Origin of the sequence: Fibrobacter sp. UWP2, assembly GCF_900141705.1 — a bacterium.
In the GTDB taxonomy this organism is placed as follows: Bacteria; Fibrobacterota; Fibrobacteria; order Fibrobacterales; family Fibrobacteraceae; genus Fibrobacter.
On sequence record NZ_FQYM01000029.1, the window covers coordinates 1 to 14,312 of the forward strand.

At 53.7% G+C, this 14,312-nt stretch carries 14 protein-coding genes and 2 pseudogenes; 10 read left to right on the forward strand and 6 right to left on the reverse strand.

Going from position 1 to position 14,312, the window contains the following annotated elements; genetic code table 11:
• The coding region (locus BUB55_RS11510; RefSeq protein ID WP_234971917.1) for a hypothetical protein at positions 1–468 on the forward strand (468 nt) is incomplete at its 5' end.
• 264 nt (positions 469–732) lie between these two features.
• Here the strand turns inward: BUB55_RS11510 and BUB55_RS11515 are convergent.
• A complete protein-coding gene (locus BUB55_RS11515; RefSeq protein WP_073191561.1) occupies positions 733–1,050 on the reverse strand; it encodes a hypothetical protein in 318 nt (105 codons plus the stop codon).
• A gap of 485 nt (positions 1,051–1,535) precedes the next feature.
• Here BUB55_RS11515 and BUB55_RS14770 point away from each other — a divergent pair.
• Both BUB55_RS14770 and BUB55_RS11520 read left to right on the forward strand, forming a co-directional pair.
• A pseudogene (locus tag BUB55_RS14770) lies at positions 1,536–1,745 on the forward strand (ORF6N domain-containing protein); the annotation flags it as partial.
• A gap of 45 nt (positions 1,746–1,790) precedes the next feature.
• Positions 1,791–2,474, forward strand: a complete 684-nt coding sequence (locus BUB55_RS11520; RefSeq protein ID WP_234971920.1) for a hypothetical protein — start codon at positions 1,791–1,793, stop codon at positions 2,472–2,474.
• A gap of 116 nt (positions 2,475–2,590) precedes the next feature.
• Here the strand turns inward: BUB55_RS11520 and BUB55_RS14670 are convergent, their stop codons facing one another.
• A complete protein-coding gene (locus tag BUB55_RS14670) occupies positions 2,591–2,725 on the reverse strand; it encodes a hypothetical protein (RefSeq protein WP_255369502.1) in 135 nt (44 codons plus the stop codon).
• A gap of 304 nt (positions 2,726–3,029) precedes the next feature.
• On the opposite strand from BUB55_RS14670, the gene BUB55_RS14060 reads away from it, so the two are divergent.
• Complete coding sequence (locus BUB55_RS14060; protein WP_073058087.1) at positions 3,030–3,224, forward strand: hypothetical protein; 195 nt, start codon at positions 3,030–3,032, stop codon at positions 3,222–3,224.
• The gene (locus BUB55_RS11525) at positions 3,199–3,798 is read left to right on the forward strand and encodes a GNAT family N-acetyltransferase (protein WP_073191565.1); all 600 of its coding nucleotides are present in this window, start codon (positions 3,199–3,201) and stop codon (positions 3,796–3,798) included. Before BUB55_RS14060 ends, BUB55_RS11525 begins: the two co-directional genes overlap by 26 nt.
• 213 nt (positions 3,799–4,011) lie before the next feature.
• On the opposite strand, the gene BUB55_RS11530 is transcribed toward BUB55_RS11525, so the two are convergent.
• The 3 genes from BUB55_RS11530 to BUB55_RS11540 all read right to left on the reverse strand — a co-directional run bounded on the left by BUB55_RS11530 (position 4,012) and on the right by BUB55_RS11540 (position 7,644).
• Positions 4,012–5,379, reverse strand: a complete 1,368-nt coding sequence (locus BUB55_RS11530; RefSeq protein ID WP_073191568.1) for a T9SS type A sorting domain-containing protein — start codon at positions 5,377–5,379, stop codon at positions 4,012–4,014.
• 75 nt (positions 5,380–5,454) lie between these two features.
• On the reverse strand, positions 5,455–5,727 hold the full coding sequence (locus BUB55_RS11535; RefSeq protein WP_234971918.1) for a MarR family winged helix-turn-helix transcriptional regulator: 273 nt from the start codon (positions 5,725–5,727) through the stop codon (positions 5,455–5,457).
• A 27-nt stretch (positions 5,728–5,754) separates the two neighbouring features.
• Positions 5,755–7,644 (reverse strand): glycoside hydrolase family 9 protein, encoded by a 1,890-nt coding sequence (locus tag BUB55_RS11540; RefSeq protein ID WP_073191571.1) that lies wholly within the window; start codon positions 7,642–7,644, stop codon positions 5,755–5,757.
• A gap of 185 nt (positions 7,645–7,829) precedes the next feature.
• Here BUB55_RS11540 and BUB55_RS14775 point away from each other — a divergent pair.
• The 5 genes and pseudogenes from BUB55_RS14775 to BUB55_RS11560 form a co-directional block, all read left to right on the forward strand.
• Positions 7,830–9,125 (forward strand): annotated as a pseudogene (locus BUB55_RS14775) (family 43 glycosylhydrolase); the annotation flags it as partial.
• 165 nt (positions 9,126–9,290) lie between these two features.
• Positions 9,291–9,923, forward strand: coding sequence for a carbohydrate-binding protein (locus BUB55_RS14780; RefSeq protein ID WP_369828170.1), 633 nt, complete (start codon positions 9,291–9,293; stop codon positions 9,921–9,923).
• Between the two features lie 143 nt (positions 9,924–10,066).
• Positions 10,067–10,936 (forward strand): TIGR02147 family protein, encoded by an 870-nt coding sequence (locus tag BUB55_RS11550; protein WP_073191577.1) that lies wholly within the window; start codon positions 10,067–10,069, stop codon positions 10,934–10,936.
• 2 nt (positions 10,937–10,938) lie between these two features.
• On the forward strand, positions 10,939–12,156 hold the full coding sequence (locus tag BUB55_RS11555) for a hypothetical protein (protein WP_073191580.1): 1,218 nt from the start codon (positions 10,939–10,941) through the stop codon (positions 12,154–12,156).
• Complete coding sequence (locus BUB55_RS11560; protein ID WP_073191583.1) at positions 12,156–12,887, forward strand: methyltransferase domain-containing protein; 732 nt, start codon at positions 12,156–12,158, stop codon at positions 12,885–12,887. The genes BUB55_RS11555 and BUB55_RS11560 overlap by 1 nt, the downstream gene beginning before the upstream one ends.
• Before the next feature lie 10 nt (positions 12,888–12,897).
• On the opposite strand, the gene BUB55_RS11565 is transcribed toward BUB55_RS11560, so the two are convergent.
• On the reverse strand, positions 12,898–14,115 hold the full coding sequence (locus tag BUB55_RS11565; protein ID WP_073191586.1) for a hypothetical protein: 1,218 nt from the start codon (positions 14,113–14,115) through the stop codon (positions 12,898–12,900).
• Positions 14,116–14,312 lie beyond the last annotated feature (197 nt).

Consider the following 14,312-nt stretch of genomic DNA (forward strand, 5'->3'; position numbering starts at 1 on the left):
TTGCTTGGTGTTTTTTTGCTGAACCAAATTTACAAGTTGGAGACCACCTTTTTCTTTTTGGTTGCAGAAATTTCAACTAACTTTGGGGCATCTTCACGAAAAGTACCCGTTTCAAAGAAAAAAAATGAATCAAACTATGCTTTTTTGAATGCAGATGAATTAAATCTATCGAAATATCCAGCCATAAAAGATTTGAAGTCGTCAAAAGAAAAAATCATTATGACAATGTATATCGTGACTTCGGAGAAAAAAGGAACGTGGTTCTTGGCTACGGATGTCGAATTCATTGTATTAAATGTTTTTAATGAACATATTACTTTGAAGCAAGTTCAAAACACATTTGATCAAAATAGAGACCTGTTTGCAAAACGAAAATCTGAATCAAATAAGAAAGCAAATGAATATCGTCTTCTTTCCGGTGCAACGAATATTGCAGAAACAATAATTTCTGAAAACACTACGAAGTAATACAGAGATTCGCCAGTCCATCAACATTTTGACTTCTCTAGCGACAAAGTCATTTTGGATTCGTTAGTTTTCAAGGCCAACCGGAGCATTAATTGTCTCTCCATTGGCGCGACAATTATCATGACACATTTGGAGCATTAGCGGGGCGTTGCAGGGTGTCCCCGCAGAGGGGGTGTCCGGAAGACCCGGCCCTTCGGCAGGCTCAGGGACCTTAGCCGGGGCTGCAGGCAGGGGGATCCTTCCCCCACCAAGTAAAAGGCGGCGTCATTCTTCCATCAGTACCGCGATGTCGTCCTTGTCGAAGGCGGTGCCGAAGGCTTGCCGGTAGCTCGATTCCAGCGCCTCTCCGGGGGTGCAGTTTTCCCTGAACAGGACCATGCCGCTGTCCAGGCATTCCATGTCGAGCTCGCCGTCGGTGTCGATGCATTCCGGCCGGAACGTGGACCATAGGCAATAGTCGGTGAACCCTTCCTGGATGTCGTCTTCGAGCAGATTGTCGCCCGTGCCCGCCTGGACTTTCAGGAACGCCTTTGCGCTCTTGACCCATGCGAGTATCGCGCCGCCGAAAGTGTCGTTTTCCATAGTGCCTCCGCCCCGAAAGATAGATAATGCTAGTGACAGAAAATGACATAGCAATTATGGCCCCGAAATAGGCACGCAAGATTGGAAATCGCAAATGGGGATCAAGTTGGGGTGAATCTATCACATGTGCAAATCTTGCACATGTGTGTGCTGCAGCTGACGCAACTAGTTCCGTTTTGGAACTAGTTCAAAAAGTAATATGCAAATTGTGCATATTACTTTTTTCACTTATGCACAAACTCCTGCAATCCATGAGAAAAAACGGAAAAGCCGATTTTTCTTGTTTTTCTGCATAGAATTGTGTATATTGCCTTATGCACCAGAAAGGGTGGTATTACGGATCATTCCCGCGCAGGCGGGATGGTCCGTTTTTTTATGCCCAAAAGGAGTCGAAAATGGCGAAAAACGAAGAAAAAACGCTAGAACCAACTGTTGAAGACATGCCGATTGCCCGGCAAATTCTTGTCATCCGGGATAAACAGGTCATGTTGGACCGCGACCTGGCGACACTCTACGGGGTGGAAACGAAGCGTATCAATGAGGCTGTTAGGCGAAATCCCAAGAAATTCGCTGAAAGATTCTGTTTTCAGCTCGAAAAAGACGAATTTTTAGTTTTGAGGTCGCAATTTGCGACCTCAAAGAAGAGCGAAAGTTTGAGGTCACAAATTGTGACCTCAAAAAAGGAAACTCGCGGAGGTCGGCAATATTTGCCATTCGCTTTCACAGAGCAAGGGATTGCCATGCTTGCTTCCGTTTTGCATAGCGACACGGCCATTACGGCGACCATCCAAATTATGGACGCGTTCGTCGAAATGCGACATATTCTGCTCAGGAACGGCGGTCTGGTCAACCGCCTGTCCAACGTGGAGTCCAAAATGCTAGAGCAGGACGCGCGTTTGCTGGGACACGACCATAAATTCGACACGATTTTCGAGGCGATGGATCGCGGCGAACTGCAGTCGAAGGGCCTGTATTACAACAACCAGATGTTCGATGCCTATGTGTTCGTATGCGGGCTAATCCGGCAGGCGAAAAGGCGGATTGTCCTTGTGGACCGCTACGTGGACGAGAAGGTGCTCGCGATGATGCTCAAGCGCGGCGAGGGCGTGTCGGCGACCATCTACACCTACGACAAGAGCAAGGTCTTCGAGGTGGACCTGGCGACGTACAACGCGCAGTATGCCGACTGCCCGCTCAAGGTTCTGCCGAGCTACGGGATGCACGACCGTTTTCTTTTTATAGATGATACGGCCTACCACTTCGGAGCTTCGCTGAAAGACCTGGGTACGAACACGTTCTTCTTCAGCAAGGAAGAATTCACGCTGGACGAGGTGCTAAAGAAGTCGGAAGAAAAACGGATTGAGCTGGAACAGCAGCCGGGATCAGCGGGGCGTTGCGGGGTGTCCCCGCAGAGGGGGTGGTGAGCAACGGAGTGCGAGCCAGGGGGATTTTTCCCCCAACTGGATCCTGCTCCTACGAACCTAACTCAACTAAGGCTACAAGTAGCCAAGTTTCGTATATCGACTCCACTACGTTTCGCTCAGGTTGACATGAGCTGTATGACATCGTTCCCGTCGAAGTCCGTGCCGAAGGCTTGCCGGTAGCTCGATTCCAGCGCCTCTCCGGGGGTGCAGTTTTCCCTGAACAGGACCATGCCGCTGTCCAGGCATCCCATGTCGAGCTCGACGGAGGCTCTTGACCCATGCGAGTATCGCGCCGCCGAACGTGTCGTGTTCCATAGTGCCTCCGCCCCGAAAGATAGATAATTTTAGTGACAGAAAATGACTTTTTGAGGGCTGCGAACTTTTTGCGATTTTGCCCGGGAAAAGGGGTTGACAAATTTCAAATGCGAATTTATATTTTATAGTGCACAAATGTATAGAAAGCACTATGCGGCGCCATTTTGTGCTTGTTGGTGCCGACGGAGGTATAGATGATGTTGACCGAACCTGCAAATAAATGTAGATTATGGGGGTATTATGGCTCTTGAAATAAGAAATATCCCGGTTCTTACAGGCTCTACGGCAGAGTCGTTCGTTCGTGCTGCCGAAGAACACGAAAAGAATCCGCGTCGTCTCGGGCTCAAAGTTTCCTTCGCCCAAATCGACGAGATGGCCGCCCGCGCCCGTTCTTACAGAGAGGCCCATAATGGAAAGAATCCGTTTAGCATCTGATTGCACCCTTTACCCCATCGACAAGAATACCGACCTGTCCTCGTTCTGCTGCGGCGATGAGGATCTAGACGAGTTCTTTCGGAACGATGCGTACTTGTACTCCGCTCAATTGTTGGGGAAAAGCTATATCGCTGTAACGAATACGGAATCGCCGCAGATAGCCTGCGCCTTCACTTTGTCCAATGACAGCATCAAATCGACAATGATTCCCAAGTCTTCGCGGAACCGCCTGGAACGCAAGGTGCCCAATGCAAAGCATACGCGTACGTATCCTGCGCTCCTGATTGGACGATTGGGAGTTAACGGTCAGTTCCAACGCAGCGGTTTGCACTTGGGGAGTCAGGTCATTGATTACCTGATTTCCTGGTTTATCCACCCGGATAACAAAACTGGTTGTCGCTTTATGGTTGTCGATGCCTACAACAGGCCCGAAACGATAAATTTTTACCAAAAGAACGGTTTCCGTTTTTTGTATTCGGATGAAAATCTCGAGAAAGAAGCCTTCCGTGTTGATTCAAGCCAGTCGTTGAACACCAGGATGATGTATCTGGACTTGATCGACTTCGTGTCGTAGAAATTTTGACACCACTGGTGACACTGGGCACGAACACGTTCTTCTTTAGCAAGGAAGAATTCACGCTGAACGAGGTGCTAAAGAAGTCGGAAGAAAATCGGATTGAGCTGGAACAGCAGCCGGGAAGAGCACATCAACTTGTAAGGGATACTTACAAGTTGCCCATGAAAGGGCGGTGAATTTAAACCTCTCGAATTCGAGGGGGGGGGTTGATTATTTCACCAGGATTCTTGCGGTACGGACGCTGCGGGCGCTTTCGATGCGTACTACGTAGTTGCCCTTGGTCAGGTGAGCAAGGTTGAAGCTCTTGGAAGAGGCTTCCGTTTCGGCGAAAGATTCTACCAGATGGCCCATCATGTCGAACACTTGTACGCGGAGCATGGCAGAATTCGGCATCGCAACGGTCAGCACATTGTTCGCATAGCCGAATTTTACGGTGTTCATTGCCTCTGTCACAATTTCTGTAGTCTTTTCACTCGAAGAAGATTCTTCGATGTTGCTGCTGGAGCTAGGCGGTTCGGCGGAACTGCTGGACTCGGCGGAACTTGAAGAAGACGCTTCGGAACTTGACGACGCTACAACGCTAGACGAAGATTCTACAGACTCGCGAGTCACTTCAACGTTTGCAAAGGCGGTATCATTGTTGTTTTCGCCTATTGCAATAATTCTTATCGTGTATAACCCACCCTTCGAATTTTCATCGACAGTTCCACTGCACGTGAGCTTATTTCCTTCTACACTATACGCAAAGGATCCTTTTAACGATCCTTCGAACTTAAATGAAGATAAACTTTCATCGACACGAACATTTGCAAACTCGAACACAACCGGTTCAATCTCATTGCCCGCCAAGACCTCCTGACTTGTATTATCACTAAAAAGTTTTATTGATGTGCGAGCCTGGCCACCTACCACGGCAATCGTTCCTGACACGCTCTTTTCATCGCCTTGGTCGTTCTTAACAGTGACTTTGTATATATAATCACCGGACATTACATCGCTATTTACAGAGCCGACAATCATGATTTTATGATTTTTTTCATCAATATTCTTTACAAGTCCAGACGGAAGTCCGCTCACACTATAAATTGTTATTCCCTCGTAATCGAAAACGATAGGCGTAATAGACTTACCCGCAATGACTTCCTGGTTCACGTTACCGCTACTTTCATTCCATTTTAAAGACAACGTTTTTTCTTTTTCCAGTACAGTGAATTCGAACTCCGTCTTGGCGAATTTGCCTTCGTCGTCTTGTACCAGGATATATGCTTTGTACGTACCAGCGGCAATATCACTTCTCATCTCTCCCGCAATTTCACAAGCGGGTCCCTTAGTCCACCTTTTCGACAAACCAAAATTTTCCAAAAAGTTCGTCGATGAATATTCTGGTACAGCATCTTCGCCAAGGCCAGTATTTTCATATAGAATTTTAACCGGCTTAATTTCATCGCCAGCATACACGGTCTGGGAAAGTTCCCCTGACAGAACCTGTTGCGTAATCTTTTGTGAAGCCACATATTCTTCGGCAAAAGCGGTTGCAACAAAGAACAAGACTATTGCCAATGAAATCAACTTTTTCATGATTTCCTCCTCTATCTCGCGATATGAATCTACTTTAAAAAATAGAAACTTTTGAGGAGACTTGTGAACTTGTATTTATTCTGCCGTGAACCCTTCCAGAACCTTATACAGCAGGGTGTAAAGCGTCTTGGCTTCGGCATCGGAGAGGTTCACGCAGCTGGACATGGACTTGGGGACACCCGCGGCCTTGCGCTTGAGCGATTCGCCTTCGGCGGTGAGGCTTACGGAAAGGCAGCGCTCGTCGCTCTGTTCGCGGGTGCGCTGGATGTAGCCCTTGGCTTCGAGCTTTTTCAAAAGCGGGGTGAGCGTGCCGGAATCAAGGAACAGTTTTTTTCCGAGTTCAGACACGATACCCATGCAGACTTGCAGGGGGTATTATTTGATTCGCTCGCCCTTGAGGTCAAAGCGTTTGCCGTTCATTTCGACATACAGCTTGTGGTTGTCAAAGCGGAAGCGAGGCTGCGATTCGCGTACCAAGTCGCGTTCCACGGGGGCAGTGAACCCGGTGGGGCCCTGCGAGCTAGAAGACTCGGCAACCGACGAACTGGAGGTCGGCAGTTCACCCTTGGCGACTCCGTCAACAGCAAATTCGGGAGCGTAGCCGGCGTTGAGGGCCTCGAGAGCGCCCGCCAAATAGGCAAGCGGGGCGTTCCAGTTGATGGCAACCTCGTTGGTGGCGTAGCTGCAGCGCTGGTCGGTATAAGCGGTAGCGGCCTGGCCTGTTCTGTAGTCGGCGCACTTCCACTCGGCAGCGGAGCCCACGTCTTCGCCTCCGGGCTGCGGGCCTCCCACTAGCATTCCGGGGATCGGGTCATCGACGTTGTCGGAGGTACTGGGGCGGTGGTGCGGCATCTTGGGCGACTTGGTGCCGAAACCGGTCACAAACGACATGTCGAGCGGGTTTTTGCCCAGCAAATAGTCGAGCGCCTTGACAGCCGCGTTGTAATATTTTTCATCGCCCGTCAGGTAGTAGGCGTGCAACAACCAAACGCCCTGGTTGGCGGCCGTGGAGTTGGAACCCCAGACAAAGTCGTCCTTCGCCATCACCACGCCAAAGCCCGATTCGGCGCGCTTCACAAAGCCGTCGGCGGTGCCCAAGATTTTCTGCTTGGCTTCACCGGCGTCACCAAACGCCTGGTGCGTCGCCTTCTCGTAGGTGGCAAGACCCGTCACATCGCCCCAGTACGAAATGTACTCGGTGGTGCCGCTCTGCTTGTACGAGGCGTCGCCTGTGGTAATGAAAAGTTCGGTACCAGCAAAGATTTTTTCATCGCCAGGTTTTGAATCTTCGTATGCGCCGGTCGAAACACCGCTCGGGTTCGCCGTGAAGTTCTGGTTGGGGTTCTGCAAACCCCAGCTGTAAGCCTTCTTGGCAGCATCAAGGCACTTGGTCGCATAGGAGGCGTCAAAGGGCTTGTACACTCGAGAGGCGAGCGCCATTACGGCCGCAAAGTCGAAGGTGCCTGCCGTGCTCTTGCCAATGGCGTAGAGCTTGGAATTGTCTTGCGCGGGCATCACGTCGCCCGGGAAGCCGAGGGAGGTGAGTTTGTGGTAAACGCCGCCGTCGTTCGCCTGCATGGTGAGCATCCAGTCCAAATTCCACTTGATCTCGGCAAGCAAATCGGGCAGGCTTCCGTCTGCCGGGATGTTCCACTTGAGGGTCTTGAAATACTCGGGGAAGTGTTCATAAAGCGAAAGGAGCGTGTAAGTGGTGATGCCTGAGTTCACAATGTAGCGGCCGTAGTCGCCGGCGTCGTACCAGCCCTTGGTGGAGTTGATTGTGCCCGAGGCCCCGGTGGAGTTGTGCAGTTCAACGGTCGCATTGGTGTGGCCCGCGGCACGGCTCCACTTGCCGGCGTACTGTTCTTCCAACGACATGGAGGCGCGCTGGTAGTAGAACCACTTGAGGGCTGCCTTCACAACGTCTTCGTAAGTCTTGGTTTTTACCACAAGGTCGGAACGGAGCTCGTTGCCGTTCACCTTGACACTATACTTGCCCGGCTCAACAAGCTTCGAGAAGTCGACCAGCTGCACGTTCTGGCCGCTGGCATCCCAGAACGAGGCCGCCTTGGGCGTCACAGAAAGCGCGACCTGCCCCGCGGCATTCACAAAATCCACGTTTCCGTTGGCGTCCACAAGGGCAAGTTCCTTGGAATCGCCCGGACGGTAGCCGATTTCGTTGATGTAGGCGGTCGCGGCAAAGACCGGGGCCAGAGTAAACGCGGCAAGTGCCGCCGACTGGAATGCAAATTTTTTCACAAACATCCTCACTTGTGTTGTCGGAACTCACCCATCCATCGCATAATATAGCGAAAAAAATCTAAGCATTCAAAGGGGAAACCTCCCCCGCCTATTGAAAAATTGTCAACGATAAATCAACCCTGCCATGTTCAGCGGGGCTTTTTACGGTATATCTTTATCATTGATGTATAAAATGTTTGGAGTTTAAGATGAAAAAAGTCTTATTCGGTTTTTTGGTATTGGCCTGCGCGGCTTTTGCTCAGCACCCCATCATCACGACAAAGTATACGGCGGACCCGGCCCCCTACGTGCACGGCGACACGGTTTACCTGTACACGACCCACGACGACGACAACGCCGACGGGTTCATGATGTACGACTGGCTGCTGTACACCTCCACCGACATGGTCAACTGGACGGATCACGGCGCGGTCGCCTCTCTCGGGGACTTCAAGTGGTACAATTCCAACAACGGCGCATGGGCTGAACAGGTCATCGAGCGCGACGGCAAATGGTTCATGTACTGCCCCATCCACGGCCACGGCATCTCAGTGCTGGTTTCGGACAGCCCCTACGGCCCCTTCACGGACCCGCTGAACGGCCAGCTCGTGTGGCAGCGCGAGCACTGGAACGACATCGACCCTACCGTATGGATTGACGACGACGGCCAGGCCTACATGTACTGGGGCAACCCCGAACTCTACATGGTCAAGCTCAAGAAGGACATGATACACACCGACGGTTCCATCGTGACGTACCCGAAAATCAAGGACTACCAGGAAGGTCCGTGGTTCTACAAGCGCGATGGTCATTACTACATGGCGTTCGCCTCCACCTGCTGCTCCGAGGGCATCGGGTATGCCATGAGCGACTCCCCCACCGGCCCGTGGAACTACAAGGGCGATATCATGCCGCATTCCTCGAAGAGCCGCGGGAACCACCCGGGTATCATCGACTACAAGGGAAAATCTTACGTTTTCGGCCTGAATTACCTGCTTTGGGCAGAATACCAGGCTAAAATCGGGCAGGCCTACAAGCATGCGGAACGCCGCTCGGTCTCCGTGGCCGAGATGCACTACAACGCCGACGGAACTATCCAGAAAATCGACTTCTGGCCCGAAAACGGCGTGGCGCAGGTCGAAGATTTTGACCCGTACAAGCGCGTGGAAGCCGAAACCATGTCTTGGAGCGAGGGCGTCAAGAGCCGTAACGCGAAGGACGTGGGCAACGTAATCCTCACGAACATCGGCGACGGCGACTACACCAAGATTAGCGGCGTGGAATTCGGCGACGCGGGCGCGGAAAGCTTCTCGGCATCCGTCCTGAGCGTCAAGAAGGCGTCGAGCATCACCGTCCGCCTGGACAAGGTGGATGGCGAAATCGTCGGCAAGGCGGAATTTAGCGCTGACGGCCTGGTGACGGTGCCGCTCTCCGGTGCGGTTGGCAAGCACGACGTGTTCTTCGTGTTCGCGGGCGATTTCGAGGCGGACTACTGGGAATTCGAGGACAGCAAGACCTCCATTCCGCAGGGCCCGTTCTGCAAGGCGAAACTTACTGACGCCGAAGCCAAGTGCGAATTGCCCGTGGTGGGCGCAAAGGTCGAAGGGGCATCAAACTTCATCGACTTCGAGAACTACGACGTGGGCGGTGCCGGCAAGGCCTACTACGACATGGACACCAAGAACCAGGGCGGCGAATACCGCGAAGACCGCGTGGACATCGTGAAAAACGGCGACGGATTTGCCGTAGGCTACACGCAGAAGGGCGAATGGCTGGAATACACCGTGAACGTGCAGGCGGGTGGCAAGCTCCCCTTCGAACTCAGCTACGCGAGCGGCATGGACAACACGAGCGTGCAGCTCTTTATGGACGACGAGCCGATTACCGACACGCTCGCACTCGCAGGCACCGGGGAATTCGACACCTATGAGACCTTCAAGGGCACGACCACCAAGGAACTCACCACGGGCGAGCACGTGCTCAAGGTGCTGGTGACAAGCGACTACGTGAACCTCGACTGGATTGCCTTTGGGGAAAGCGAAGGCAGCGCTGAGGACATCAGGAACGGCACCACGGGCATTGTGCCGAAAATCGCCGCTGGAGCCGCTGGCGCATTTGCGAGTGTCGCGGGCACCTACAGGGTATTCGACCTGATGGGCTCCGAGCTCGGGAATATCCGCCTGGACGCCGGCGCAACGCTCTCGGACCTGAAGGCCGGACTCAAGGCGGCAGGCTTCAACAGGGGTGTCTACGTCATCCGCAACGCCTCCAGGCAGACCTTCAGGGTGGATTTGGGCCGATAAGAGTCAGAATTCGCTAAAAAAAGGCAAAAAAAGCCATCCTGCCCCCGATCTTAAACTACCGGTGTTGAAAAATATGCAACGGGAAATTTACGTTCGAGGGCTGTCGCGGTTCTTCTTTTTTTACTTTTGGTTAGATTATTGCTATGCCCGAAGTTTTAGATTATTTGGAATACCGCGAGTTTCTGAAGGACTGGTTCACCGAAAGCAAAAAGGACAACCCGTTCACCAGCTACCGCTACCTTGGCCAAAAGACCGGCGTGGACCCGGCCTGGCTTGTACGCGTGTTCCAAAAAGAAGGGCACCTGAACGAGGGAACACTCCCGGTTTTCATTCGCCTTTGCGGGCTGGACGACCGCCGCGCCGAATACTTCAAGACCCTCTACCGTTTTAACAAGACCAAGGCCAAGCAGACGCTCTCGGAGCTCTACTACAAGCTTTTGGAGCTGCGCTCGCTCGAGACCCGCGTGCTATCGAAGCCGGAGCTCGCCTACTTTGGCAGCTGGGCCTGCGCGGCACTCCGCGCCCTGATTGGCATTACCAAAGACACCAGCAACGTGAACCAGCTGGCCGAACACCTGAACCCGCCCATTTCGCACGACGACGCCCGCAACGCGCTCGGCATTTTAAAGCAGTTGGGCCTGGTGGTGCCCGACGGCAACGGCGGCTGGAACATTACCGACCAAATTTTGAGCACGGGCGGCGAAGTCAAGAGCCGCGCGGTTCGCGACTTCCACAGGCACACCATGGAACTGGCGCAAGAGTCGCTGGACCGCCACAAGCCCGAAGAACGCGACATCTCGAGCGTGGTGTTTACCGCCGACGAGTCGGACTTGCCCGAGATCAAGCACCGCATTGAAGAATTCAGGCGCGGCCTTTTGCAGTTTACCCGCAAAAGCGAGCGCGCAGACCGCGTTTACGCACTGAACATCGCCATGTTCCCGCTGAGCGACAAGGTCGACGACCCCGCCACGGCAGCAGATTCTGCACCGGCAACCCCCAAAAAGGAGGGCTAGCCATGAAGTCTCTGCAAAAAAAATTGTATTTTTCGAACGTGGAAAAAGTTTGGATACCCATACTGGCCATGGGCCTAGCCGCATTTACGGGTTGCTCCGACAGCGAAAAAACTGCCGGCGGCGGCTCCAGCGGTACCGAAGCAGGCAACGCGATCGTGGCCTCGTTTGTGGATGGTTCCACCCCGGCGGCCCGCATCAAGGTGAACCTCATTGAGAGCGAAACCCTCGGCTTTGCCAGCGCGGGCGGCAGCTACACCGCCAAAGCCGACGACAAGGGCACCGTGGAATTCAACGACATCCCCAAGGGAAGCTACACGCTCGAAGCCATTAGCGAAGGCAAGGCGGTGCAGGTCCCGGTCGAAGTCACCGAAGACGGCCTCATTGACCTTGGCATGAACAATCTCGAAGAAATCGCGACCATCACGGGCTCGGTGGGCTCCACTGCAAACGGCACCATCAAGCTGCGCGGCCTGGACCACGAGGCCAAAGTCGTCCAGGGCGAATTCACCCTGGAATCGGTGCCCACGGGCCCAATCAGCATGGTGTTTGTACCCAAGGAAGACGGCGACACCACAAGTTCTTACCTCACCGCGCTGAGCGGCAAAAAAATTAGCGCCAGCACGTTTGCCAGCGAGAGCAAGTCGCTTTTGCTGGACGACTTCGAGGACGGCAACTTCCAGCACCGCTTTATGCCGGCGCACACCTACGATGGCGGCTGGTGGTACTTCTCGTACGAATATGCGAACGTGACGCCCAGCTTTATTGACGAAGACCAGCACTTTGCCATCGAAGAAGAAGATGGCAACAAGTTTGCACACGTCGGCGTGGAGTTCGGCGACATAGTCGAAGACTCAACCACCGGATTCAATACCTACCCGTGGGCGGTCATGGGAATCGAGATCGGCAAGAGCGACAGCTCGTACTGCAACGACATTTCGTCCATCGACTCGGTTTCGTTCAAGATCAAGTCGACGGTGAACATGGTGTTCACCGTGCTCGACAAGACCAAGGCTTCCTCTGCCAACCAGGAAGTGCTCCGCTTTGAAGTGTCGCAGTACGAAAACTGGACCAAGGTCTCGGTCCCGCTCAAAGACAACGCGGGCAAAACGGACCTCACCTGCGCATCGCAATTCGCCTGGCAGTTCAACGGTTCGGGCGAAGTGTGGCTCGACGACGTGGAGCTGATGGGCGGCAACAGGCTTTCCATCTGGAAAAAGTGATGCAAGGTTCAGGGCCGTTCCAAGGCGTTCGCCAGGTCACATCGAACCAAGAAGACATCTACAAGGATTTGGAATCCGTCGTGCGCAAATACGCCTCGACGGTTTTTTTACGACCCGTGGCAGACCACACGAGGGCGGCATTTGAAGAGAGCCAAAAATTTATCGAGGATTTTTATACCAAGGGCTCGGCAAACGGAGACGCCCCCGGCCACAAGGCCACACAGGTTGTTTTGGATTCGGGTTGCGGCACCGGCGAGAGCACACTCCACCTGGCGAGAAAATTCCAGGGCATGCCGGTGGTAGGGATCGACAAGTCGGCGGCAAGACTTTCACGCGCCGCGAGCGAGGCCCCGCCCAACGCGTTTTGGGTGCGAGCCGAACTGCTGGACTTTTGGCGGCTCGCGCTAGAGAAGGTGCGCACGGGCGAATGGGAAATCCCCTACCATGCAGTATACTACCCCAACCCGTGGCCAAAGCAGAGCGAAGCCACACGGCGGTTCCACCTGCACCCCATTTTTCCCACACTCATGCGGCTCGCCCGCGTCACGGAACTCCGCACCAACTGGGAGATTTACGCGCGGGAGTTCGCCGAGGCCGTGCGCGTGCTAAACATTGGCATGACGGCCGACTGTGTCCCCTTTGACGCGCAAGAACCGCAAACGGCATTCGAGCGCAAATACAAAGAAGCCCGCCAGCAGTTGTGGCGGGTCGTCGTCAGCAAAAAAGCTTAAAAGCAAACCGCTAGTTTTTGCGGTCGTTGAGCCACTGTAAGAACGATTTCATGTTCTTGGTGAAGCGCACTTCGACTTCGGCGCCCGGCAACACAATGAACTCGGAGAGGCCATACTTGCCGCTTGTGCTGCCCCAGTCGTAGGTGTAGCCCAGGCGGGTCCAGGGGTAGCCCTTGGGGCCGTAACTCTTGGCACGCTGATCGTCGAACCAGTTCTTGAACCAGATCATGGTTTCGGAGCTGGTGCTGTCGCTGCCTTCGTCCAGGTCGTCTTCGAACAAAGTCTTCATTTCGCTGCTCTTGACGTCGGTCACGTAGGCGGGGCGCATGAGGTCGGAGGGTTTGACCCAAACGAGGCTGAAGTGCGTGAGCCGTTCGTCCTTGGGCTTGCCAAAGAGCTGATTGAAACGGAGGTGCCAGTTGCGTACGCCGGCGTTGTTCGCCTTGTACCACAGGTAGAGTTCGCGTTCGCTCACCGCCCACAGCTCATTCTCGAGCTTGATGGAAGCGCCGTCCTGGTAGCTGTCAGGCGTGCTGTTGAACACCGCCATAAGCACCTTGGTGGTGTCGACGTTCCAGGCGACTTTGTCGTTCATGTAGGCCGAGTCAATGACGACCAGCGGGAAGATTTCGTCGGACATGGCGTCGGCGGCGTCCTTGACGGCGGCGGCGTACTGCTCAAGCATAAGGGAATCGCGGTCGGCGAACGAAACGGCGGCTCCGGTGTTGTCGTAGACCTCGCAATACGGGAGCTCGGACATGTTGATGGCGACGCGGCTCTTTTTGGCAATCTCCTCGAGAAGGGCGTCATTGTGGTCAAACAGTTTGTCGCCCTGCACAAACGAGATGACGGTCTTGCAAAAACCCTTTTCGGGAACCACCACGCCAATGGGGCCGGGGGTGGTCGAGTCGAGCACAAACTTGTTGTCGCGACCACCACAAGAGTACGAGTAGGAGCGGAGCACCGCCTTGCCCGCGGGCTGCTCGGTCACAAACAAATTATCTTGATCTTCGCTCCAGGTGGGTTTGACCTGCACAGCCGAATCAGGGCCCAGCTGCATAAAGTGCGGGTTCGCCTCGCTGCAATAAAAGGCGGGCTGGCGGAACACGCCAATCACGCCGGTTTTGGTCCTGAAATGTTGCGGGTTCCTTAAATCGGGGCCCTTGGCGCAAGAGAGCAGCACCAACGCCGAGACGCCAAGCAGGGCGAATGTACGGAGTCTTTTCATTTTCTCATCCCTAAATAAAACAGCAAAATCGTTTTGGCGGCGCTCTAAACGGAGGGCCGCCGTTAAAAATATACTCTTGTTTTGCAAGGCAAATTGTAAAATTAGCGTAGCATCGTGCAAAAGCGGGCATGCGCGCCCCCGGCGAAGTTCAAACGCACACCCGTTTTTCTACATTTGAGGGCAGTAAAACTAACGAG

What these genes read in the sequence shown, in the direction of transcription:
- BUB55_RS11515 (WP_073191561.1), bottom strand. Translation starts at nt 1,050, where the DNA reads ATGGAAAACGACACTTTCGGCGGCGCGATACTCGCATGGGTCAAGAGC.
- BUB55_RS11520 (WP_234971920.1), top strand. Translation starts at nt 1,791, where the DNA reads ATGCTTGCTTCCGTTTTGCATAGCGACACGGCCATTACGGCGACCATC.
- BUB55_RS14670 (WP_255369502.1), bottom strand. Translation starts at nt 2,725, where the DNA reads ATGGGATGCCTGGACAGCGGCATGGTCCTGTTCAGGGAAAACTGCACC.
- BUB55_RS14060 (WP_073058087.1), top strand. Translation starts at nt 3,030, where the DNA reads ATGGCTCTTGAAATAAGAAATATCCCGGTTCTTACAGGCTCTACGGCA.
- BUB55_RS11525 (WP_073191565.1), top strand. Translation starts at nt 3,199, where the DNA reads ATGGAAAGAATCCGTTTAGCATCTGATTGCACCCTTTACCCCATCGAC.
- BUB55_RS11530 (WP_073191568.1), bottom strand. Translation starts at nt 5,379, where the DNA reads ATGAAAAAGTTGATTTCATTGGCAATAGTCTTGTTCTTTGTTGCAACC.
- BUB55_RS11540 (WP_073191571.1), bottom strand. Translation starts at nt 7,644, where the DNA reads ATGTTTGTGAAAAAATTTGCATTCCAGTCGGCGGCACTTGCCGCGTTT.
- BUB55_RS14780 (WP_369828170.1), top strand. Translation starts at nt 9,291, where the DNA reads ATGGACACCAAGAACCAGGGCGGCGAATACCGCGAAGACCGCGTGGAC.
- BUB55_RS11550 (WP_073191577.1), top strand. Translation starts at nt 10,067, where the DNA reads ATGCCCGAAGTTTTAGATTATTTGGAATACCGCGAGTTTCTGAAGGAC.
- BUB55_RS11555 (WP_073191580.1), top strand. Translation starts at nt 10,939, where the DNA reads ATGAAGTCTCTGCAAAAAAAATTGTATTTTTCGAACGTGGAAAAAGTT.
- BUB55_RS11560 (WP_073191583.1), top strand. Translation starts at nt 12,156, where the DNA reads ATGCAAGGTTCAGGGCCGTTCCAAGGCGTTCGCCAGGTCACATCGAAC.
- BUB55_RS11565 (WP_073191586.1), bottom strand. Translation starts at nt 14,115, where the DNA reads ATGAAAAGACTCCGTACATTCGCCCTGCTTGGCGTCTCGGCGTTGGTG.